General features: G+C 59.4%; 23 protein-coding genes. 13 read left to right on the top strand and 10 right to left on the bottom strand.

What is annotated here, in order from left to right; translation table 11 throughout:
* Genes O3S85_RS11500 through eboE form a run of 7 tightly spaced genes read left to right on the top strand, consistent with a single transcriptional unit; the run spans nucleotide 1 to nucleotide 6,353 of the window.
* Nucleotides 1-1,056, top strand: a complete 1,056-nt coding sequence (locus O3S85_RS11500) for a prenyltransferase/squalene oxidase repeat-containing protein (RefSeq protein WP_269540509.1) — start codon at nucleotides 1-3, stop codon at nucleotides 1,054-1,056.
* Nucleotides 1,057-1,058: 2 nt separating this feature from the next.
* Nucleotides 1,059-2,237, top strand: coding sequence for an NPCBM/NEW2 domain-containing protein (locus O3S85_RS11495; RefSeq protein WP_269540508.1), 1,179 nt, complete (start codon nucleotides 1,059-1,061; stop codon nucleotides 2,235-2,237).
* A complete protein-coding gene (locus tag O3S85_RS11490) occupies nucleotides 2,237-3,016 on the top strand; it encodes a YdjY domain-containing protein (protein WP_269540507.1) in 780 nt (259 codons plus the stop codon). The genes O3S85_RS11495 and O3S85_RS11490 overlap by 1 nt, the downstream gene beginning before the upstream one ends.
* The gene (locus O3S85_RS11485; protein ID WP_269540506.1) at nucleotides 3,009-4,115 is read left to right on the top strand and encodes a prenyltransferase/squalene oxidase repeat-containing protein; all 1,107 of its coding nucleotides are present in this window, start codon (nucleotides 3,009-3,011) and stop codon (nucleotides 4,113-4,115) included. The genes O3S85_RS11490 and O3S85_RS11485 overlap by 8 nt, the downstream gene beginning before the upstream one ends.
* Before the next feature lies 1 nt (nucleotide 4,116).
* On the top strand, nucleotides 4,117-4,386 hold the full coding sequence (locus O3S85_RS11480; RefSeq protein WP_269540505.1) for a hypothetical protein: 270 nt from the start codon (nucleotides 4,117-4,119) through the stop codon (nucleotides 4,384-4,386).
* Nucleotides 4,387-4,392: 6 nt separating this feature from the next.
* On the top strand, nucleotides 4,393-5,199 hold the full coding sequence (locus O3S85_RS11475) for a TatD family hydrolase (RefSeq protein ID WP_269540504.1): 807 nt from the start codon (nucleotides 4,393-4,395) through the stop codon (nucleotides 5,197-5,199).
* Nucleotides 5,199-6,353, top strand: coding sequence for a metabolite traffic protein EboE (gene eboE / locus O3S85_RS11470; RefSeq protein ID WP_269540503.1), 1,155 nt, complete (start codon nucleotides 5,199-5,201; stop codon nucleotides 6,351-6,353). Before O3S85_RS11475 ends, eboE begins: the two co-directional genes overlap by 1 nt.
* A 1-nt stretch (nucleotide 6,354) precedes the next feature.
* On the opposite strand, the gene O3S85_RS11465 is transcribed toward eboE, so the two are convergent.
* The 4 genes from O3S85_RS11465 to ribH all read right to left on the bottom strand — a co-directional run bounded on the left by O3S85_RS11465 (nucleotide 6,355) and on the right by ribH (nucleotide 9,240).
* The gene (locus O3S85_RS11465) at nucleotides 6,355-7,116 is read right to left on the bottom strand and encodes an SDR family oxidoreductase (protein WP_269540502.1); all 762 of its coding nucleotides are present in this window, start codon (nucleotides 7,114-7,116) and stop codon (nucleotides 6,355-6,357) included.
* A 132-nt stretch (nucleotides 7,117-7,248) separates the two neighbouring features.
* On the bottom strand, nucleotides 7,249-8,184 hold the full coding sequence (gene ftsY / locus O3S85_RS11460) for a signal recognition particle-docking protein FtsY (protein WP_269540500.1): 936 nt from the start codon (nucleotides 8,182-8,184) through the stop codon (nucleotides 7,249-7,251).
* A 12-nt stretch (nucleotides 8,185-8,196) separates the two neighbouring features.
* Nucleotides 8,197-8,658 (bottom strand): transcription antitermination factor NusB, encoded by a 462-nt coding sequence (gene nusB / locus O3S85_RS11455; protein WP_269540498.1) that lies wholly within the window; start codon nucleotides 8,656-8,658, stop codon nucleotides 8,197-8,199.
* Nucleotides 8,659-8,670: 12 nt separating this feature from the next.
* Nucleotides 8,671-9,240, bottom strand: a complete 570-nt coding sequence (ribH, locus tag O3S85_RS11450; protein ID WP_269540496.1) for a 6,7-dimethyl-8-ribityllumazine synthase — start codon at nucleotides 9,238-9,240, stop codon at nucleotides 8,671-8,673.
* A 149-nt stretch (nucleotides 9,241-9,389) separates the two neighbouring features.
* Here ribH and O3S85_RS11445 point away from each other — a divergent pair, with 149 nt between their 5' ends.
* Nucleotides 9,390-10,202, top strand: a complete 813-nt coding sequence (locus O3S85_RS11445) for a PEP-CTERM sorting domain-containing protein (protein WP_269540494.1) — start codon at nucleotides 9,390-9,392, stop codon at nucleotides 10,200-10,202.
* Between the two features lie 18 nt (nucleotides 10,203-10,220).
* Here O3S85_RS11445 and ribB read toward each other — a convergent pair whose 3' ends face one another.
* Nucleotides 10,221-11,372 (bottom strand): 3,4-dihydroxy-2-butanone-4-phosphate synthase, encoded by a 1,152-nt coding sequence (gene ribB / locus O3S85_RS11440; RefSeq protein WP_269540492.1) that lies wholly within the window; start codon nucleotides 11,370-11,372, stop codon nucleotides 10,221-10,223.
* Nucleotides 11,373-11,440: 68 nt separating this feature from the next.
* On the opposite strand from ribB, the gene O3S85_RS11435 reads away from it, so the two are divergent.
* A complete protein-coding gene (locus tag O3S85_RS11435; protein ID WP_269540490.1) occupies nucleotides 11,441-12,400 on the top strand; it encodes a metallophosphoesterase in 960 nt (319 codons plus the stop codon).
* Between the two features lie 13 nt (nucleotides 12,401-12,413).
* Here the strand turns inward: O3S85_RS11435 and O3S85_RS11430 are convergent, their stop codons facing one another.
* Nucleotides 12,414-13,469, bottom strand: a complete 1,056-nt coding sequence (locus O3S85_RS11430; protein ID WP_269540488.1) for a LacI family DNA-binding transcriptional regulator — start codon at nucleotides 13,467-13,469, stop codon at nucleotides 12,414-12,416.
* Between the two features lie 122 nt (nucleotides 13,470-13,591).
* The gene (locus O3S85_RS11425; RefSeq protein ID WP_269540486.1) at nucleotides 13,592-14,473 is read right to left on the bottom strand and encodes a PEP-CTERM sorting domain-containing protein; all 882 of its coding nucleotides are present in this window, start codon (nucleotides 14,471-14,473) and stop codon (nucleotides 13,592-13,594) included.
* A 177-nt stretch (nucleotides 14,474-14,650) separates the two neighbouring features.
* Here O3S85_RS11425 and O3S85_RS11420 point away from each other — a divergent pair, with 177 nt between their 5' ends.
* Together O3S85_RS11420 and O3S85_RS11415 are read left to right on the top strand one after the other, a co-directional pair.
* Entirely contained in the window at nucleotides 14,651-15,964 is a 1,314-nt protein-coding gene (locus O3S85_RS11420) for an FAD-dependent oxidoreductase (RefSeq protein WP_269540484.1), read from the top strand.
* Nucleotides 15,965-16,036: 72 nt separating this feature from the next.
* Entirely contained in the window at nucleotides 16,037-17,038 is a 1,002-nt protein-coding gene (locus O3S85_RS11415; protein WP_269540482.1) for a hydroxyacid dehydrogenase, read from the top strand.
* Between the two features lie 78 nt (nucleotides 17,039-17,116).
* On the opposite strand, the gene O3S85_RS11410 is transcribed toward O3S85_RS11415, so the two are convergent.
* Nucleotides 17,117-18,652, bottom strand: coding sequence for an adenylosuccinate synthetase (locus tag O3S85_RS11410; protein WP_269540480.1), 1,536 nt, complete (start codon nucleotides 18,650-18,652; stop codon nucleotides 17,117-17,119).
* A 154-nt stretch (nucleotides 18,653-18,806) separates the two neighbouring features.
* Here O3S85_RS11410 and O3S85_RS11405 point away from each other — a divergent pair, with 154 nt between their 5' ends.
* Complete coding sequence (locus O3S85_RS11405) at nucleotides 18,807-19,556, top strand: hypothetical protein (RefSeq protein ID WP_269540478.1); 750 nt, start codon at nucleotides 18,807-18,809, stop codon at nucleotides 19,554-19,556.
* A gap of 139 nt (nucleotides 19,557-19,695) precedes the next feature.
* Here O3S85_RS11405 and O3S85_RS11400 read toward each other — a convergent pair whose 3' ends face one another.
* Both O3S85_RS11400 and O3S85_RS11395 read right to left on the bottom strand, forming a co-directional pair.
* Nucleotides 19,696-19,998: an FmdB family zinc ribbon protein gene (locus O3S85_RS11400; RefSeq protein WP_269540476.1), complete on the bottom strand. Its 303-nt coding sequence runs from the start codon at nucleotides 19,996-19,998 to the stop codon at nucleotides 19,696-19,698.
* A gap of 24 nt (nucleotides 19,999-20,022) precedes the next feature.
* Nucleotides 20,023-20,667, bottom strand: a complete 645-nt coding sequence (locus tag O3S85_RS11395) for a DUF4013 domain-containing protein (RefSeq protein ID WP_269540474.1) — start codon at nucleotides 20,665-20,667, stop codon at nucleotides 20,023-20,025.
* Here O3S85_RS11395 and O3S85_RS11390 point away from each other — a divergent pair.
* Nucleotides 20,666-21,544 carry a polyprenyl synthetase family protein gene (locus O3S85_RS11390; protein WP_269540472.1) on the top strand — a complete coding sequence of 293 codons (879 nt, stop codon included), beginning with the start codon at nucleotides 20,666-20,668 and terminating at the stop codon, nucleotides 21,542-21,544. The two genes, O3S85_RS11395 and O3S85_RS11390, sit on opposite strands and share 2 nt — an antisense overlap.
* Nucleotides 21,545-21,790 lie beyond the last annotated feature (246 nt).

Raw genomic sequence — 21,790 nt, 5'->3', positions numbered from 1 at the left:
ATGAAGAAATTTCTTACAGCACTTTCCGGTTGTCTATTGATGGCGGTACCCGTCTTTGCGCAAGAGTTGCCCCCGGCTCCGGCCGAGGGCGACGCGCTCGAAATGCCCAGTATCGACCCGGCGACTGAGAAAGTGATCGAGGGTGCGCTGGCTTGGCTGGCTACGCAGCAGCAGCCCAACGGATCGTGGGGCAAAGGCTCGCCTGGTCGTGAGCAATATTATGGTGCGATGACGGCCTACACGCTGGTCGCCTACATGTGCGCGGGTAATCTACCCAATGAGGGGCCCTATGGCCGCACGGTCGACAAGGGCGTGGACTACTTGCTGAGCATCGTACTGCCCGATGGCCAGATCCGCACCAACAACCAACGGCACTACATGTATAGCCACGGCATCGTGACCCTCGTGCTGGCGGAAGTTTACGGGCAAACGCTTAACCCGGAAATCCGGCCCGCGCTTGAGCGGATGGTGCAGGTGATCCTGCGCTCACAGGATCACACTGGTGGCTGGCGCTACAAGCCGCGCCCGAGTGGTGCTGATATTTCGGTGACGGTGGTCCAGGCCGTGGCCATCCGTGCCGCGCGTAATGTGGGCATCGATGTGCCGCAGGATGTTTTTGAAAAAGCAGTGCAGTATATTCGCGATTGTAAGGCACCGAGCTCGGCTGGTTTTTCGTATCAGGCGGGGCAGGATCGCCCGGGGTTTGCGCGCACGGCGGCGGCGATTTACTCTCTGCAGGTGCTCGGCATTTATGATGACCCGTTGATCCCGCCGGCGTCGGATTACCTCTTTAATAATCAAGGTGGTGGCTGGGGCGCTTACGGAAATTACTATGCGGCACCGGCGCAGTATATGATCGGTGGTGACACCTGGGTGCGCTGGTACGAGAGCGTGCACAAACATTTTATGAGCAACGTAAACCGAAACGGCCCATACTGCTACTGGGGAACACTTGGTGGCGGTGGTCGCGCCGATAGCGGACCGGTTTACATGACGGCGGTTTACACAACCGTGCTTGCCATGCCCTACAATTACCTGCCTCTATATCAGCGATGATCATGAAACGGGGCAGATGGAAACCGGCCTTGCTGGCGCTGGTCGGCATATGGATGTCCGGCGCGGCGGCATTTGCCGGTGAGGTCATTTTACTAACGGGAGACATCCTGCAAGGCGACGTCAGTTTGCAGCGCGGTCGCATCACGGTGTCCGGCGTGGGTATGGACCGCAGCGTGGGTGACTTCGAGCTGTGGCACGTAGACTTCCAGGGCGACGACTATGCGGGCAAGCCCGGGCCGCTCGATGCACGGCATCAGGAGAATTTTACGCAGGAGGGCGTGCTCCTGGTCAACGGCAGTTTCTTGGCTGGCACGGTCAAGGACTTCACCCCGGAGTCCGTCACGGTGAGCTACGGTGAGGGCACGGATAAAAAACTTCCGCTGGAAAATGTGGCGCGGGTTAACTTCTCTCTGGCCCCGGTGGTCAACGCGATTATTCCGCCGGGCGAGCAGGGGGTCATGACTAAGAGTGGCAGCTTTGTGGAGGGCGAATTCATCAAGATGGAGGACGACAGGATCTACACGGACTCGCTGATGTTTGGGCCGAAGAGCTTTCGCCAGCGTGACGTGCAGGGTATTATTTTAAAAGACTACGCGACGGTCTCCAGCGGCTACATCGTTACGGGCAAAGACGGCTTGCGCTTGCTCACGAACGACATCGATATCAAAGGAGACGCGATCGAAGTCGACGATCCATTCATCGGCAAGATGACGCTCAAGAGCGATTACCTGGCAAGCATTTCGGTGGGCAGCCGTCGCTTGCGTTCGGTGACGGACATGAAATACATTCGCCGTGCGCCGGTGGTGGACAGCGGCGACGATCTGGCGATCCGCTCCAACCCGACTACGGCCGCTCCGCTGGTGGTCGATCCGGTGGAGCGCATCGTGCGCATGCCCGCAGGTAACGCGATGGCCATCATGGCTGACGAGAGCTACCGGGGCTTCGTGTCGCGCATTGGTGTGCCGAAGGAATACCCGCCCGAGCAACAGGTGATCTTCCAAGTCCGCGCCGATCAGCGCGTGGCGTTCCGCAGTGAGCCGATGAATTCGGAAAGCCCGGTACAGGTCGTGTCGGTTCGCGATCCGATCCGGCGCTACCTGATCCTCGAAGTCTTACCGGTTAACGACGATACCAACGAAGCGCCCGGCCTGTGGATCGAGCCGATGCTGGTCCGGGAGTAATGATGCGCGTATTGGTCTTGGGTCTCGCTGTTTGCTTTGCATCGCAAAGTATCGCGCAGGAAACGCCGTCGCGACTGGAGTGGCAGCCCGCGATTAAACCGGAAATCGTGCAGCGTGCCGATGGCCTCTTGGAGATGGGTGGCATTCTTGTGGATCCGGCGGCGAAGACCGCGACATTTCCCGTGTTGCTCAACGACGGTAACGAAGGCGAGCTGATCGAATACATGCTCGTGCATGAAAACGGTAAGACGCACGAGAGTTTGCTGAAGACCGAAGTCCAGCCTTTCCACCTCCACACCGCCATGCTGCTGCTCGGCATCTCGAAGCAAAGCAACCGCCCGGTGGTCGCGCCGCCCAGTAACATCGATGATGCCTGGTTGGAGAACAGTCCCGCGCCGATTGGGGCCGAGGTTAATTTCACTATCGTATCTGGCGATCAGCGTATCCCGGTCGAAGACTGGATCTGGGACGAGGCCCGCGAGGCGACAATGCCGCCGGGCAACTGGCGCTACACGGGCTCTTACTTCGATGGTGCAGCGTTCATTGCACAGGTCGACGGCTCGTTCGCCTCAATCATTACCGACCCGGCGGCGCTGATCAACAGCGGTGATGCGCGACGGGTGGACGACCAGAATTGGCTGATAAACTTCAATGCTTCCACCTTGCCGAAGCCGGGCGAAGTGATATTGCTGGAGATAGCAATTCCTGCCGTGCCTGTTGACCTCGAGTCAGCAGAGGCTAAATTGCCTGCCAGCAAACCCACCGAATCCGATGATTAAACAACTTTCCCTATCCCTCCTCGTGCTGTCCACGGCGGCGATGGCATCCGCCGAAAACGTGTCGCTCAAGATCGAAACCAAGCTCGCGATTAAGCGGGCTCTGGAATATCTGGCAGGGCAGCAGAACGAAGCCGGTTTCTGGTCCACGCCCGACCACCCCGGCCTGAGCGGTTTAGTGGTCAAGGCGTATGCGACGAGCCCCATCGAGGGTGAGGCGGGCCGCGAAAGCCCGGTGGCGGAAAAGGGTGCTGAGTTCCTGCTGACCAAGGTGCAGCCCGATGGTGGCATTTATTCGAAGGGCGAGGGGTTGGCGAATTACAATACGTCGATCAGCCTGATGGCCCTACACGCAATGGGCGGACACGATGATGTGGTGCTGAAGGCGCGGAACTTTGTGACTACCGGCCAGATGCTCACCTACGTTCCCGGCACGCCGGAATACAAATACTTTGGCGGCATTGGCTATGGCTCGCATCCCGAGCATTCCGATGTGATGAACACAACTTTTGCGATACAAAGCTTAATCGAAACCCGCGAACTCGCCGAACGGTCCAACGATGCTGCCGACCTGGATTGGGAGGCGGCGGTGCAGTTTCTGGAGCGTTGCCAGAACTTGGACGAGCCGGAAGACTCGCCCAACCGTGGCGGCTTTATCTACACGCCGGGCAGCTCCAAGGCGGGTGAGATTACTTTGCCCAATGGCGAGACCGCGCTGCGCTCCTATGGCAGCGTGAGCTACTCCGGCCTGATGAGCTACACCTATGCTGACTTGTCGCAGGACGACCCGCGCGTGCTGGGAGTGTTGGAGTGGTTGCAGGAGCATTTTACGCTTACCGAAAATCCCGGCATGGATCAGCAGGGCTTATTTTATTATTACATGACGATGGGCATTGGCTTGGATGCCGCGGGCATCACCACACTGGACACCCAGACCCAGGGTCCCGTGAATTGGCGTGAAGCGCTGACCGTGCGATTGCTCGAAATTCAAAAGGAAGACGGCAGTTGGCAAAATGCCAATGGGCGCTGGATGGAACAGGACCCTAATTTGGTCACGGCCTATACGCTGCTCGCGCTCAACAAAATCTACCCGGACCTCTAACATGCCGGCACCAGACGACATCGTGGATCGAGGCTTCCTGGAGGCTCGGGGCAAGCTGCTCGAAGTGGCGGCGTTTCTCGATCGCGCCGAGCGTTATGGCCGCGCGGATGACTACCGGGTCGCCGCGCTTAAGCAGGCCATGCGTGAACTTTGTGATGCAAAGCAAGTTGGCCGTGCCGAAGCTTTCTTACGCGCGATGAGTGATCCCACCAGTGAACCGGCACCGCAGGCGGGCAAGCCAGCGGCTGGTGCTTGGGAGCCGAAAGGGTAAGCTGTCATGCGATACATCGAACCACATGCGCACATGGTGAGCCGTGTCACCGATGATTACGAGCGCCTCGTGTTGGCCGGTTGCCGCGCGGTGTGCGAGCCGGCGTTTTGGGCGGGCTTCGACCGCTCGTCTCCGCAGGGATTTTACGACTACTATTTGCAACTGACGGAGTATGAGCCGCGCCGCGCCGCGAAGTATCACCTGCCGCATTTTTGCTGGCTGTGCATCAACCCGAAGGAAGCGGAAGATGTCGGCTTTGCGCGCGAGGTAATGGCGCTGATTCCGGAGTTTTTACCGAAGGACAACGTGCTCGGCATTGGCGAGATCGGGCTCAATAAAAATACGCGCAGCGAACTGCGGATTCTCGAAGAGCATATCGACTTGGCAGCGCAGCATGATCAGTTGATCCTCGTGCACACGCCGCATTTGGAAGACAAATTGAAGGGCACGCGCCTGATTCTCTCAGCATTGCAAAGTGACTCGCGGATCAAGCCTGAGCGCGTGATCATTGATCACGTGGAGGAGCATACGGTGCGCGAGGTGTTGGACGCCGGATTTTGGGCCGGTATCACGCTTTACCCGGTGTCAAAGTGCACACCGGCGAGGGCGGCGGACATCCTGGAAATGCACGGCCGCGAGCGGCTGTGGGTGAACTCCGCATGCGACTGGGGCCCCAGTGATCCGCTGGCCGTGCCGAAGCTGGCGATGGAACTGCGCGCACGTGGCTTCAGTGAGGCGGAGCTGGATGACTTTCTGTTTAAGAACCCTTGCCGGTTCCTGAGCCAGTGCGATAAGTTCAACGTGACTGAGTAATGGACATCGGCGACGACAGGCACCTTGGCTATTGCACGAACATCCATGCAGCGGAGTCGTGGGACGAAACTTTTGCGCAGCTCAAGCAGCACGTGCCGGTCATCAAGAAAGCCGTTTCGCCGGATGATCGTTATGGCATTGGTTTGCGCTTGAGCGCGCGCGCGGCCAATGAGCTAAGCGGCACAGCGATGACTGCATTTCGTCACTGGTTGGACGAGGTCGATGCGTATGTCTTTACGATTAACGGATTCCCGTATGGCGACTTTCATGGTGCGCGGGTGAAGGAGAATGTCTATCGCCCGGACTGGTCGACCACCGAGCGCATGGACTACACCAACCGCCTTTTCGACATCCTTGCCGAGCTGCTGCCCGACGATGTGAGTGAGGGGAGTGTGAGCACTTTGCCGGGCTCGTTCAAAGAGTTCGATTTGCAAACGGAAGACCTGCGTGCGATGCGCCGCAACCTCACCAACTGCGCGCGTCACGTGGCCGACCTCGCGCACCGCGTTGGCAAGGATTTGCACCTTGGGTTGGAGCCGGAGCCGCTCGGGCTGTTTGAGACCTCGGCCGAAACAGTAGACTTCATGCTTGCGCTGTGGGATAGCCATGGCGACTGGATGCAGCCTTACGTGGGCGTTAATTACGACACCTGCCATCTGGCGGTTGAATACGAGCAGCCCGCCGACGCGTTGAATCGCCTGGCCGATGCCAACATCCGCCTGAGCAAAATTCACCTGAGCTCAGCGTTGAGAATCGACCCGCGCAAGGGGGCATGGGAGACCTTGCGCGCCTTTAACGAGGACACGTATCTACATCAGGTAATTATCAAATGCGGTGATGAGTTGCGCCGGCTGAAGGACCTCCCGGAAGCGCTGGAGATTGCCGAAAAGTCGGATGATATTGGCGAGGAGTGGCGCGTGCATTTTCACATCCCGCTGAGCGAAGAGCCAGCCGCACCGCTCAAGTCGACCCGCGATCATTTGGAGGGAACGCTGGCTTGGCTGGCCGCGCACCCGGGGCTGTGTCGCCATCTGGAAATGGAAACCTACACGTGGGACGTGCTGCCCAAGGCCCTGCACAAGAATAACGTCGATCAGCAGATCATCGCGGAATACCAGTGGACGCTCGCTGCGCTAAAGCGCGCGGGGCTGTAGGTTACGGGTAGTCCTGACGCGTCGGGCGGACCACGATGTCGCTCATGTGAACGTGGGGCGGCAGTGAGACGACATGCTGGATCGCGTCGGCGATGTCCTTGCCCACGAGCATGGGAGAAAACTTTTTCTCGAAGTTCTTGAGCATGTCATCGCTGTAGCCGGCTACTTCCTGAAAACCACTGATCACGATGCCTGGCGCTACGGTTGTCACGCGCACGCCCAGTGGGCCGACCTCGCGGCGGAGGCCCTCGGCCATCGAGTGTAGGGCAAACTTCGACCCGCCATAGACCGCGCTGAACGGTGAAACCTGTCGGCCGACCACGGAGCCGATCACCACGATGTCTGCCGCTTTTTTCGGGAAATGTTCCTTCTGTCGCTCGGCCATGAGCTGCGCCGCCTTCTGCATGATGCGAATCGCTCCGGTAACGTTGATGCGTATCATGTCCTCGAACTCGGACAGATCGGCATCCTTCACCGAACCGCCCAAACCGCGACCGGCGTTGACGATCACGGCGTCCGCGTCGCGGCCAAATTTCTCCTTGGCCAGCGCGAAGAGGCCGTCGATCAACTCTGGGTCAGCACCATCGCCCGCGAGCCCGACAAAGCTGGAGCCGAGCTCGTTCTCAAGCGCGGTCAGCTTGTCCGCCGTGCGGCCTGTGCCGACGACGCCGTAGCCAGCCTCGACAAATGCTTTTGCGGTTGCCTCGCCAATGCCGGAGGTTGCGCCGGTGACGATTGCGATGCGGAGATAATCAGTTGCCATGCCAATAAAATACCCGTGCGTCATTCCGTGGCAACTCACGAAGGAGATTTCGTAGCACAGGCGTCTCGCCTGTGAACATTCCGACTATTCGAAATCGTTTAGTAGCGCACAGGCGGGACGCCTACGCTACGGCTACACCAGCCCGAAGATCGCGTTGACGTAGTTATCGACGCTGAACGGCTGGAGGTCTTCCTTTTGCTCGCCGAGGCCCACGAAATAGATCGGCAGCTTGAGCTCGCGGTAGATGCCGACCAGCGCACCGCCGCGGCTGGTGCCGTCGAGCTTGGTGATGATCAGGCCCGTCAGACCGAAGGCTTCGTGAAACTTGCGTGCCTGCTCGATGGAGTTGGAGCCAATGGAGCCGTCGAGCACGAGCCAGCTGTGGTGCGGCGCTGTCTCGTCGTTCTTTTGGAGGACGCGGCGAATCTTCTTCAGCTCCTCCATCAGGTTGCCTTTGGTGTGGAGTCGGCCTGCGGTGTCGAGGATCAGCACTTCGCGGTCGCGGGACTTGGCGGCCTGCCATGCATCGAAAGCGACGGCGGCGGAGTCGGCCCCGTGATGGCTCGTAATGAGGTCCAGATTCAGGCGGTCAGCCCAGGATTTGATCTGCTCATTGGCGGCGGCGCGGAAGGTGTCGCACGCGCCGAGGACGACGCCCTGGCCATTCTCGGTAAAGCGCCAGCCGAGCTTGGCGGTGGTGGTCGTTTTGCCGGAGCCATTGACGCCGATCAGGCAGATCACCTCTGGCTTGGCACCACTGAGAAAGTTTTCCGGCGGCTCGGCGCCATCAAGCACGCGGCGCAGCACGGAGGCACCGATCGCGGCGGCGTCCTGCCCGCGAAGGGACTTGTCCTTCTTGTAGGCGGCCTGAATTTCGTCCATGATCTCGGTCGCCGTTTCGACGCCGAAGTCCGCGCCGTAGAGGGCCTCTTCGAGCTCATCGATGGCGTCGTCATCCAGCTTTTTGCCGCTGAACACGCCACCGACTTTACCGAACGCCTTGTAAAAGGTGGGCGTCGTGCGCTTGAGGCCTTCGTTGAATCGGCTGAGGAACGATTTCATCGCCATGGCAGCTTGCTTCTACTTCGTTGCGGCGGAGCGCAGCGGGCGTTGGAGCGTTTCCTTGAAGCGGTCGAGGATGCCGTTGATGAAGCGGCGGGCCTCTGGCTCGGAGTATTCCTTGGCTAGGTCGATAGCCTCGTTGATCGTGACGATCGGCGGGATGTCCAGGCGGTAAACCAGCTCAAAAATCGCCAGGCGCAGGATGGCCAGATCGACCTTGGCAATGCGGTCAAACTTCCAGTTCAGCGCGTATTCGCGGATGATCTTGTCGACATCCTCGTGTTTTTCCCAGGCCTCGGCGGCGAGCTCTTCGCCGAAGGAGTAAAAGTCGCGCTCCTTCTCCTGATTTTCGAAAAACAGGCGTAGGGCCTGGCCGAGGTTTTGCGGGTCGTTGGACTCGCACATGTATAGGAACTGCATCGCGGCGACGCGGTTTTGGCGGCGGGCGCTGGGCGGCTTGCTGGAAGGCTGGTCGCTCATGGTCGGTAAAAACTAGTTTTTGCGGAAAAGTCGTTTCAGGTCGTCGTCATCATCGTCGTCCTCGATGGAAAAATCCTCGATGAACTCGGCTTGCTCCAACTCGTCAAGGGTCTCGACGACTTCCAGTTTGTGGCGGGCCATCTCAATCGCCGCGCGGGCAAACTCGGCTCCGCGGTCCATCGGGCCTTTGATGCGTTCGACGGCTTGTTCCTCGGTGTTGGCGGTGATGATGCCGTTGATGATCGGCGTTTCGGCGCTCATGGCGGCGGTGTGCAGGGCGTTGGCCGTGGAGTGCGCAATGACTTCGTCATGCGCGGTGCCGCCCTTGATGATGACGCCGAGGCCAATGATGCAGTCATACTGCCCCGTGAGGCCGTGCATGCCGGCGAGATACGGGATTTCGTTGGACCCGGGAACGCGGTTGATGTCGATATTTTCCGGGTTCGCTCCGTGCTCAACGAGTGTATCGACGGCGCGCTGGATGAGCACATCGATCAGCTCACCGTTGTAACGGGCTGCGATGATGGAAAAATACAGGTCGCTGGCGTCCAGGTCCTCAAACTGTGCTTGGTGCTCGCTCATGATTCTGGCAATTGGGCAAGGGGTGACAGTGGGCATCGATGTTTGCTTTGGCGATAAGAAAATCAGCCTCCGCACGGCACGACGCACCGTTGTAAAATTCTACCTTGAATGCACTTTACAGCGATGTTTGGAAAAAGTAGGGTAACTTTATGCCCTACACCAAGCTCTTTTCCGTTTCTCTGGTGAGCGTTGCCTTGCTGTCTGCTTCGGCCCAAGCAGATGTGTTCCTCATCGATTTTAACAACGTGGCCAACTCCAACGGCTACCCTGGCGGTGCCAGTGCGTGGAATGCCTACACGGCTCCCAGCGGTGTGAATGGCAGCCTAATCTCGGATACAACTGGCTCCACCGGCATGGGGTTGACGCTCAACCACTCGGGGACGATGACGGACTCCACCAATGGTAATGCGAACACCTTTAATAACGCCACTGGTGGCCCTTCGTGGGTGACGACGGATGGCTCTTTGGCCAATACCGCCGCCGCTGCGGACTACTTCTTTACCAGCACCAGTGCGGACACGGATTTTACCATCACTTTTGGTAATCTGACACCGGGCGATACGGTAGATATTGACCTGTGGATGTCGCGCAATAGCACGTCGAATTCCGAAGGCTTTTATGAGTATTCTCTCGATGGCGGCACATCCTGGTTTGGGCTGAATGTATTGGAAAAGGATGGCACGGCCACCTCTGCTACCTACTGGGTAGGCAACAACACGCAGACCGAGGTTTTCCGCGCAGTACAGGATGGTAATGATGCCGCGCGCTACATGAATATGGGCGGATTGACCGTTGGTGGGGCTGGCACGCTCGATGTCCGCGTGAATGACGCCAGCTCAGGCGGTTGGGCCGGTTTGGCCGCTGCGCGCTTGACCGTGACGCCCGTTCCCGAGCCCTCGACCTACGCGATGCTGCTAGGTGTTGCAGTGTTGGGCATCACTTACGTACGCCGCCGTCGGTAGGCCGCTTGGGAAGGCTCTTTAGAGCCCGACCATTTCGACAATTTCCAAGTCGTAGCCGTCGAGCGCGACGACGCGTGGCTTGCCGCTTGAGGAGAGCAAACGGATCTTTTCCAAGCCCAGCTCGGAAAGGATTTGCGCGCCGATACCGTAGTCCCGGAAGTCCATGCCGCGACGCTGGACGGCCAGTTGGCCGGCCTCGGATTCCACCTTTACGCCGCCACCGGGCTGCTCCAGGTAAACGACCACGCCATGGCCTTCGTTGGCAATGCGCTCCAGTGAGCAGTTGAGCGAGTTGAAACCGCCCATGCCCTTGCCGCGAAAGAGATCGCCGAGCAGGTTTTCACTGTGGACGCGGACGAGGGTCGGCTCCGGGCCGAGCTTGCCGAGGGTCAGCGCGATGTGCTGGCGGTCGTCGAGCATGCTGCGGAACACATGCAGGTCAAAGACGCCGTATTCGCTGTCAAATTGCGTCTGGGCAACGCGCTCCACGAGCTTGTCCCGCTGGTGCCGGTAGTGGATGAGCTGGGCGATGGAGACCATCTTCAGCCCGTGCTCTTTTTTAAATTCGATCAGGTCGGGCACGCGGGCCAGGGAGCCGTCTTCATTAAGAATCTCGCAGATGACGCCGCTGGGGTGCAGGCCGGCCAGTTGAGCCAGATCGACGGCGGCCTCGGTATGGCCAGCTCGTTGGAGCACGCCCCCCGGGCGCGCCTGGAGTGGGAAGACGTGACCGGGCTGCACGAGCATGTCGGAGGTTGCCTTGGGATCGGCGAGAATCTTAATCGTTGCGCAGCGGTCGTAAGCGCTGATGCCGGTGGTGATGCCCTCGGAGGCGTCGACGCTCACGGTGAAGTCCGTGCCGTGCGATTCGCGGTTTTCCGCCACCATGCGCTGGATGCCGAGGCGGCGCAACTGCGGGGCGATGGTGGGCACGCAGATCAGGCCGCGGGCGTGGCGGATCATCATGTTGATGTTTTCCGGCGTAGCCTTGGCGGCGGCAATGACTAGGTCTCCCTCGTTTTCGCGGGACTCGTCGTCGGTCACGATCACGGGCACGCCATTGGCGACGTCGGCCAGCGCGCTGTCAATCGAGTCAAAATGTGCATCTGCGGGGGAGTTTTCCATACCGGCACCTTGGCACGGCAAAGGCGCGCTGTAAAGTCGAGTCATTGCGATTTAGGAGGCGGCTTTTTCGGTTGCGTGGGCATCGGCCCGCCGGATGATTCCTGACAACCGGGATGATAAGCGATGAGCGACAGGATGCGGCATTGACGCGATACGCAGAGCGCATGGGGCAGGCGGCCTTCGCGCGTCGCTTTGCGGTGGAGACTGAAAGTAAACGGCCCAACAGCCGACAAAGCTCTCGCCAGCGCCGTAGCCGTATCCTGCATCGGCTGATGCGCTTTAGCCTGAATATGACCGGGCTCATGCAGCGTGGGCTGGCGAACTTCCACGATATCGAACTAGTCCGCCGGGAAATGCCAATCGCCAATCTGCCGACCGCTTTCGACGGCTATCGGGTGCTGCATTTGGCGGATTTGCACATCGATCTGCGACCAGAATTGCTAACGCCCGCCGTGCTCGCGATTGTGGAATCCGTCGAGTGCGATCTCTGCGTGAACACCGGCGATTACGTGATCGCTCACCGGAAGTGGTCCACCGCGTTTCAGCCGATACGCAAGATCCATGCGGCGGTCCCGGTGCCGCACTATGGTATTTTAGGTAACCATGATTCGCTGGGCTTTGTGGCGGATTTGGAGTCCACCGGTCACCGGTTACTGCTCAACGAATCGGTCAAGCTGACGCGTGATGGCGAGGAGCTATGGCTCGCAGGCGTGGACGACCCGCATTTTTTCGAGAGCGATGACCTTGCCCACGCGTTACGGGATGTTCCGCAGACCGCCGGTTTACGCCCGACAACCCTGCTACTGGCACACACTCCGGCCTTTGCAGAAAAGGCGGCGGCGAGTGGCCGCGTCGACGCCATGCTCTGCGGCCATACGCATGGCGGGCAAATGTGTTTGCCGGGCGGGAGGGCGCTGGTGACGCATGCCGACTGCCCGCGTGAACGCCTCAAAGGCGCTTGGCAAATTGGGGCCATGCACGGCTACACTTCGCGCGGGGCGGGGGCCAGTGGCTTGGCGGCGCGCTTTAACTGCCGACCAGAAATTACGCTCCACACGCTGCGGCGGGCGTAAGCGCAGGCGGTGCCTATGCTGAGTCGCGCTGAATCAGCTTATGGCTAAAACGCCGGGATTTTGTTGGGGGCAGACCGTTACTACTTTGGATGATGTAATCGCAGGCTGCCTTAACCATCCGCTCCACGGGAATTTCCATCGTGGTGAGGCTAGGTGAAAGCTCACTGGCAATGGGGTCGTTGTTATAGCCTGTTACGCGGACGTCCTCGGGGATGCGGAAGCCGTGCTGGAAGAGCAGCGTCATCACGCGGTTGGCAATAGCGTCCGTCGCGCAGCTAACGGAGCAGGTTTGTCCCTGCTTGGTTCCTTGGCGGATGAAGTCAACCAGCGCCTTGATGTCGATTTTCTTGGCGATCTCTGGCAGCTTAATGCTGGCGGAAACGGCAGGATGAGTCTGGCAATATTCGGTAAAGGCCAAGTAGCGACGGTCCACGAAAGTGCGTTGAATATCGCCGGTGTAAACGAAGGCGAGGCGGTGGTTGCGGTGCTGGCCTACGTGGTAATCCAAGAGGGCCTGCATGCCATTTTCATCGTGATCCAGCGCGAGGAAAAGCCCCGGCATGGTCGCCATGTTGCGGCGGATCAGCGCGACTGCAACGCCCTTGCTGAGGCAATTGGCCACGGTGTATTCGTAGTCGAGCCAGGGGCAGTAGAAGATGAGGCCTTTGCAGCCCAGGGCTTCCATGTCGAGCGCCGGGGGGTGGTTCCCGGCGATCGGCTCGCGAAGCTTTTTTACGAGGAAATCCGCTTCGGTGTAGAGCTTGCAGTCGTAGCCGGCGTTGGAGGCCGCTTTGCGAAAAGTAGACAGGCCGCGGCTGTAAAAGCCGTCGTGCAGGCAGTCGGGATCGGGCAAAACCATGCCAATGGAATGCACCGCTAACTGCCGGGCATGCGTGCCATAGTATCCGTAACCCAGGCGCTTGGCGGCCGCCAGCACGCGCTCCGTTGCTTCGGCACCGATGTCGCCCTTGTCATTGATCACGGACGAGACGGTGTAGGTCGAATAGCCGGATTCTTTGGCGACATCCGATAGCGTCACTTTGGGCTTTTTCGGCACATTGCGGATCATCGGGACGGGTGGGTTGGTTTCACAAGCTTTTATTTGAAACGACAGAGATGGCCGGGAGCGCCAGGCATGAAAAAGCGCGGCGGTTACGCTGCCTGCCGCGCCTCAAAAAACGCACCGCTGGCTTACGATCGACGGCGTCGGATCAGGAGCGCCGCGGCACCCGTGAGGCCAACTAGAAAGTAGGTTGCGGGTTCGGGGACGAAGTCCGCGACTTCTGTGGTGAAATAAACTTCGTCCACGTAGGTGAATGAGCCGCTGTTGATGCGTGCATTACTGATGCCGAACGAGCTGGGGGCCTCGATGGAGGAACCGTTGTAGAGGCCGATGCCCATGCCGGTGGCGGTCACGGTGCCCAGCTCGCCGTCGGTTAGATCGGGATTGATCCACAGATTCCAGCGCGAGTAAATCGTACTGGGGGCTCCGACTTGATCCGTGGTGTATTTAACCACGATCAAGTTGGGCTGGCTGTCACTAATGCCCAGATTGGCCGCTGTGTCGGTGAATCCTCCAGTGGCTGATCCACCCGCTGGCGACCAGGAGACATTGCCGCCATTGCGGACAAAGGAGTTGGCGGAAGATGCGCCTGAAAATGTGAAACCGCCCTCGGAGCCCTGGAAGTCAATGAGCAGCGCGACGTAGTAACCATCCGTCACGGCCGCGTTACTGATGTCGAGACTGCGCCCGAGCACAGAAGTGGATTGCACGGTTCCATCGTTGAAAGGGACGCCCACGCCGGGGGTGCCGGTCAGGAAGCCGTCGTAGGTCAGGTTGCCTAGTTCCGCGCGCACGTTGCGGGTTGAGGTTTGGTTGGAGTCGTTGAACCAGGCGCTTTGGAAACCGGTACGGGTTTGGTCAACACCTTCAAGGTTGGCATTTTCAGCGTAGTTCGTGCCGGAGCCACTGGCGTCTGTCGCAAAGCCCTCATAGGCGAGGACCGTTGCCTGGGCGGAGATCGACGCGGCCAGCATGGAGAAAGTTGCGGGTAGGGTGAGTTTGTATTTCATGGTATGCTTTCTTCGAGGTGTGATGATGGGTTGCCTAATAAAATTAGGTTATTCCTTAGAATGGATGGTTAATCAAGAATATTATAAATTGAAGATATAATCCGGAATTGAGGTTTTAGATCGTATTGGCATTCGGAGCTTGAATGCCTAAAATAATTAGGCTATTTTTGCTTTTTAATGAAGACCCCTGTATCCCCCGTCTTAAAAGAATCTTTAGAAACGCCCTTTTCCGGCCAATACGACGTCATCGTTGCGGGCGCCGGGCCGGCTGGTGTGCCCGCGGCAGTCGCCGCCGCCCGGCAAGGGGCCAAGGTGCTTTTAATTGAGTCCAACGGTTGCCTCGGGGGTGTGTGGACCGCGGGTATTCTCACCTGGGTCTTTGATATCGAGAAAACCGACCTCGGCGGTGAGATTCTGGAACGCCTGGGCAAGCGCCGCGCGTACGTCTTCGCCAATGGGGAGACGATGACAAACTTCACCTACGACGTCGAATCGATGAAGGCCGTGCTGGACGAAATGTGCCTGGAGGCCGGTATCGACGTGCTCCTACATACGCGGGTCGTTGCGGCGTCGGTTAACCAGGAGCGCGCGCTGGAGGCGGTGGTGACGGAGTCGAAATCCGGCCGCGAAGCCTGGCGCGCTAAGGTGTTTATTGACTGCACGGGTGACGGTGATCTGGGCGCACTGGCGGGCAATGCCTTCCAGATGGGCTCCGAGGAAAATGGCGCGCTGCAGCCGATGACTTATATGGGCATGTTTGCTGTGCCGGACTTGGCGGCAGTGAGCGACCAGGTGTCGTTCTTCGGCGGGCAATACAACCACCTCGACGCCTATCCGCGCTTTCACGAGACGCTGCGCAAACTGAACATCGAAACCAGCTATGGCCACCCGACGCTCTTCCAAGTGCGGGACAACCTGCTGGCGCTGATGGTCAACCACGAATACAAGGTCGACGCCACGAATGCGCGTCAAGTCAGCCAGGCGACGATGCGTGGGCGAGCCGAGCTAAATCGCGTGGTGGACGGCCTGAATGGCGCGGGCTCGCCGTTTAAGGGCGCGTTTCTGGTCGCTTCGGCCGAGCACATCGGGGTGCGCGAAGGGCGACGCCTGACAGGGCATTACCAAGTGACGATCGATGACCTCATGGCGGGCAAGCGGCACGAGGACGCCATTTGTCGTGTGCGCTTCAATGTGGATGTCCACTCCAGCGATCCCAAGAAGGGCAAGGGTCTAAAGACGCAGAAGGTCATTCCCTACGACATCCCGTTGCGGGCGCTGATCGCGCGGGATGTCCATGGTCTCTTGATGGCGGGTCGTTGCATTAGCGGAGATTGGCTTTCGTTTGCGAGTTACCGGGTGACGGGGGAGGCTGTAACGATGGGCGAGGCAGCAGGCCTGGCGGCGGCGTTGTCGGCCAAGATGGGGGTCCACCCGCACGAACTGCCTTGGGGTGCATTGGCGGGCGTCTTGCCAGTATTGCCGACTGAATAAATCAACCTATTTCACTACGATTAACGCATTTCCGGCTTCGCATACCTACCGCGTTTTGTCATAGTCCCCCGAATGCAACAAGCTGTCATCACCGGAGTTGATAACCGAATAGACGTGGTCTACGGGCCGCAGGAATGCGCGATGCTGGAAGAGCGTTTCAGCATTACGAAGGCACGTCGTGTGAATCGGATACCGCCGCCAGCTTCAGAATTTGCGGAGGCGGACTACATTTTTGGCACGTGGGGTATGCCGGTGCTCGATGCTGATTTCCTGGCGCAGACTCCAAATTTGAAAGCGGTTTTTTATGCGGCCGGTTCGGTCAAGGCATTCACGACTGGGGCTTTCTGGGAGAGTGGCATTCGTTTATTCAGCGCCTGGGGCGCAAATGCTTTGCCGGTGGCGGAGTTTACTTTTGCGCAGGTTATCATGTGCCTGAAGCATGCCTATCAGCCGATTCGGAGCACATGGTTTAACCACACACACACCTACGAAACGTACGATCGCGACAATGTGCCCGGCACATTCGGGACGACCGTTGGGCTGCTTTCGCTGGGGCAGATCGGTCGACTCGTTGTGGAGCGGCTGCGCACGCTGGATGTCAATGTGATCGCCTACGACCCCTTCATTAAACCGGAGGATGCTCGGGCTTTGGGTGTTAAAATTTGCTCGCTGGAGGAAGTTTTTGCTAAAGCCGATGTGGTTTCCTGCCACACCCCGTGGTTGCCGGAAACCGTAAAAATGCTGAAGCGTGAGCACTTTGCCGCCATGAAGCCCGGTGCGAGCTTCATCAACACCGCGCGTGGTGCGGTGGTGGACGAAGATGGCCTGATCAGCGTGCTGAAGGAGCGCCCGGACATTACAGCTGTGCTGGACGTAACCTACCCTGAGCCTGCCGAAGCAGGATCGCCATTCTACACGCTGCCGAACGTCGTGCTCACGCCACACATCGCAGGCTCGATCAACGGCGAATGCCGCCGCATGGCGCACTACATGATTGCCGAATACGACCGCATGATCAGCGGCCAGCCCGTAAAGTGGGAGCTGAACCACAAGCTTGCGCAGACGATGGCTTAATCTTGTAGCATCGGCGTCCCGCCTGTGCATTTTAGTTGGAGTAGAGCAGAGCACAGGCGAGACGCCTATGCTACTTTGCTACGCCAGCTTGAGCAGGTCTGCCGTCGCGGGGATATCTTTGATGATCTGCGACGGATCGGGACCCACGCCTACGTAGCGCACGTTGAGCGGCGGGTGAGAGCCGCCTCGGCCGGCAACGTCGAGCGTGGCCTTGGTGCAGAAGGCGACGTAGCGCTGAGCGGCGGTGGGCAAATCCTTAAAGCTGCGGACGCTGGAGATGTCTTTCGTCCAGCCTTCGAGCTCTTCGTAAACCGGGGTCAAATTGCGGCGAATGGCGTCCTCGCGCGGCACACCATAGATGCGCTTGCCCTGCGGGTCCTGGTAGGCCACGCAGACCTTGAGGGTTCCGCCATCGGGCTGGGTCAGGGCGTCGAGCTTGTTGATGACGAGGTCCTGATAGCCGCCAAAGCGCAGGCAGTCGCCTTTTTCCACGGCGTCGAACCAGCCCACCATGCGTTGGCGGCCGGTGCTGACGCCGAACTCGAGCTTCTTGAGCGCGATGGTCAGCGGTGCCTCGTCGTCCATCTTCGTCAGGAAAATGTGGGTGCCGACCTTGGTGTCATATGCCTTGCAGCAGCCGATGGTGTGGACGGGCTGCGCGGGGATGCCGGCGCTCAGGAAGAGCTCGGGCGTAAAGGTGTGTGAGGCGGTGACGTTGGGCGAGAAGCCGGCGCGTTTGTCGAGCCAGTAGCTCTGGCCGAACTCGCCGACCAGGTATTTGCCTGCCTGCTGGTTTTGGATGACCAGCTCGCGCACGTCGGCGATGTTGTTCTTTAGCTGCTTTAGCGCGTCGATGTAAACCTCGATGACGCGGTCGACGTTGAGCCCGTAATCGCCCTCACCGCGGAACTGTGTGAAGTCAAACTCGCTGGCCGGGAAAATGCCGGCATCGACGCTTTCCTGGTTCGCGCGTTGCTCGGCGTTGGTCAGGGTGTCGAAGAAGCCGCTCCAGGCCTCGGGTGAGACTTGGCAGACGTGGCGGATGACGCATACCGCGCGCTCCAGGCGCTCGCGGAAGAGCTTGGCGAGGTTGTCCGAGGTGTCCTCGATATCGCCGTAGAAAATCTGCATTTGGCCGACTTCGTCCAAGTAGGCCGGGGTGATGCCACGGCCGGTCGAGCCGCGTGGTTCGCCCTTGAGGACGTTCTGGCGGTAGTCTTCCCAAGCCAGGTCGAGCAGGCGGTGGGAGAGGTCGCTGACCATCGTGCGCTCGTCAAATACGAGGCGTTCCCAGAGCTTGTAGCCACGGGCTTCGAGGGGCTTCAGCTCCCAGAGGGCCTTGCGTGGGTCGGCCACGACGCCGCTACCGATGGCGAGCCAGCGCACCGAACCGTCGACCACGCCCGCGGGTAGGAGGTTCAGCTTCAGGCCGCCTGCGGTGTGCCCGCTGTTGGCACCGCCGTTGACCTTCATGACGATGCCCACCGAGTCATGATGACCCGTCTGCTCCGTTATCTCGGCAATCACCTCGGGGATGAGCCGTCCCTTGCCTTCGTCCCCCATGCTGACGCCAACGTCGGCAATGAGGCGGCTGGAAAATGGAGTAAGGGCCATGTCTTTTCTGCGGTTTTTCGGGTTGTTGGTTGGGTGCCTGTATTCGGGCAAAACGAAGCAGCGTAGAACTTCGCGGGCACAATGCAACCCAACGTTCCGGCAGAATCACATTTTCCCTCTTTACTGAGGTATGCGGTTAGCAGATTATCGCCCGATGCGCCATTACCGCTGCAACACGTGCTCGCAAAGCTGGGAGTTTGAGGAAACGACGATTCAGGCACATGGCGCATCACTGGCTTGTCCGGCCTGCCAGAGCCCGCTCACCGAATCCTCAGCACCAGCGGTCCCCGCAGCGGCAGGCGGGCAAGGCTTCGGCAGTTGGGCGGGGGAGCACTTGCTCGGCGCGCCGAAGGCCGACGACTCCTGGGCCACGGGAGCGCGTTTCGCCTTTTGGTGCCTGGTCGTGTGGGTGAGTATCCCGTTTTTCCAGTTGCCGCTGCGACTGCTCGATGACCACCATTTCTGGCTCAATCGCGTGAATCTGATCTTCCACGAGGCCGGGCACTGGATCTTTGGCGTATTCGGCAACGAGCTGCTCATGTTCCTTGGCGGTGGACTGGGTCAACTACTGATGCCGCTGATTCTGGCAGGGGCGTTTTTAATCAAAAACCGCGACTGCTACGCGGCGGGCCTTGGCCTCTGGTGGGCTGGGCAAAGTCTGGTCGATACCTCGATCTACATTAACGACGCCCGCTCGCTGCAGTTGACCTTGATTGGTGGGCACACGGGCCGCGAGGTCGACGGACACGATTGGAACAACATCCTGACGATACTCGATTGCCTCGACCAGGATATCTACATCGCGCGCACGGTGCTATTCATCGGTCGCGCGATCATGGTCGGCGGCCTGTTGTGGATGTTCGCGGTGATGGCGCGATCCTTACTGCTGATGTCTAAGAGGTAGGGCGCAGTCTCCAGACAAGCCGCCGCGTAGGAGTGGCATTTGCCCAGTGAGCAAATTTATCGGTCCAGCAGGATGCTGGCGGCTTGTCTGGAGACTGCGCCCTACCATTTTTGCTAGGCAAAAATCTTTGGATGCAAGGTCACGTTGCCTTCTTGGAAGTGCTGTCGCTCTTCTTGCTCTCGGACTTCGTTTCCTTCTTGGATTCCGACTTCGACTCGCCGCCCTTGGAATCGCCCTCGGACTTGCTGCCAGACTTGGTCTTGTAGTCGGTTTCGTAGAAGCCGCTCCCTTTGAAGATTATGCCGGCACCGGAACTGATCTGGCGCTTTACCTTGCCCTTCTTCTTGCAGTGCGGGCAGTCGGTCAGCGGGTCGTCCTTCATAGACTGAAAATACTCGAACTCCGTGTCGCAGGCGGAGCAAAAATAATCGTATGTGGGCATGGTCGTTGTGAGCGTCTGGTGAAATTAAAGCTTCGGTGCTTTCCCGGTGTTTTGGGAAAGCAGCGGAATCGCGTAAGCCACGTAGAGCGTCATGCCAAGAAAAAAGGTGAAGGGCAGCAGCGGCAGGCCAATGACGATCAGGCCGATCCAAGCCACGCTGGGGATGATCAGGCGGATCCAGTTTTCCTGCACTGGCGCGAAGATCGATTCCACGTCCGCCAGTGAGGACCACTCCTGGGTGTTTTGATAATGAATCAGCGCCGAGCAGAACATCGGCAGTCCCACGACTAGTGCACCCGCGCGGGCCAGCCACGAAAAGATGTCTAAAAACGATCCTGGGACCATGCCAAAGAGCCAGGTGATGATCAGCGCCAGCGCCATGGGAATACCTACCCAGGCCACGAAGACCGCCAGGCTGTGCAGGCCCACCATAAACATCCGCTGCCAGTTGTCCCAGCGGGGCAGGGGGGCGAGCGCGTTCTTACGCAGGTTGAAGGCGTAGGCGAATAAATAGCCGAAGGCCAGCGGCAGCCCGATGATCGTCAGGCACATAGCTCCGCCAATGAGCAGCTTCTTCCAGCTGTCCTCTTCGTTAAAAATGCGCTCGCCAATGTTCTCAATGCTTGCCATACCGTCCGGTTTTGAATTGCCCCAGATTGTCTCTCCCATGGATTTCAAAGCAACAGTAAACGAATACCGCGAGCGCGTCGAGCGCGCCCTTGATGAGCTCACCCCGGCTGCGAGCGTCCGCCCGGCCGTCCTGCACGAAGCAATGCGCTACAGTCTCCAGGCTGGCGGCAAGCGCCTGCGCCCATGCCTCATCCTCGCGGCTTACGAGTTGTTTGAGTCCCAGCACGACCCGATGCCAGCCTGCGTCGCCATGGAGTGCCTGCACACCTACAGCCTGATCCACGACGACCTGCCCTGCATGGACGACTCCGATCTGCGCCGCGGCCGCCCGACCTGCCACAAGCAGTTCGACGAGGAAACCGCGCTCTTGGCTGGTGACGCTCTGCTGACCTACGCCCTTTGGATTCTGGCTGACAAATACCGCTACGATCCGCAACTCGCGGTGGACCTCGTGCACGACCTCGGCGACGCCGCCGGCAGCGAAAAACTCATTGGTGGGCAGATGGAAGACCTCCTCGGCGAACGCGACGAGCCCACTGCCGACCGCCTGGAGTTCATTCATTTAAATAAGACCGGCGCGCTGATCACCACGTCGCTGACCATGGGCTACCGCCTGACGGGTGCCGACGCCGAGCACGTCGCCATCATGCGTGAGGCGGGCAAGCACGTTGGCCTGGCTTTCCAGATTATCGACGACATTCTCGACGAAACCTCTGACGCCGAAACCATGGGCAAGCCCGTGGGTGCCGACGAAGAGAACAACAAGATGACCTATCCGGCTCTCTACGGCCTCGACGCCTCCCGCGCCAAGGCCCACGAGCACACCGAGGAAGCCGTGAAGCGCTTCGAGCAGCTCGGCGGCAACAACACCGTCCTCATCGAGCTCGCCCGCTACATGGAGCAGCGGATTAACTAAGATATCGCGCCGTTGCAGTTAAAGCAGGGTTGCCGGTAGGCGTGTAAAAATGCTTCCCGCCACTGCGTTGTCTCCCTGTCCGCGGAATGATGTAGGGCTCGCGCTTGCGCGACGCCGCAGACTGCAGGCGAAGGGGTAACGGCGGCATCGCGCAAGCGCGAGCCCTACATTTTTACTGATGCGAACGCTTGAACTCCTCTTCACAAAGCAACCCACCGTTGCATCTGGCAAGCTGTTCAGGCGGCG

Source organism: Cerasicoccus sp. TK19100, from assembly GCF_027257155.1.
GTDB lineage: Bacteria > Verrucomicrobiota > Verrucomicrobiia > Opitutales > Cerasicoccaceae > Cerasicoccus > Cerasicoccus fimbriatus.
This window is presented reverse-complemented; position numbering and strand designations above follow the sequence as displayed.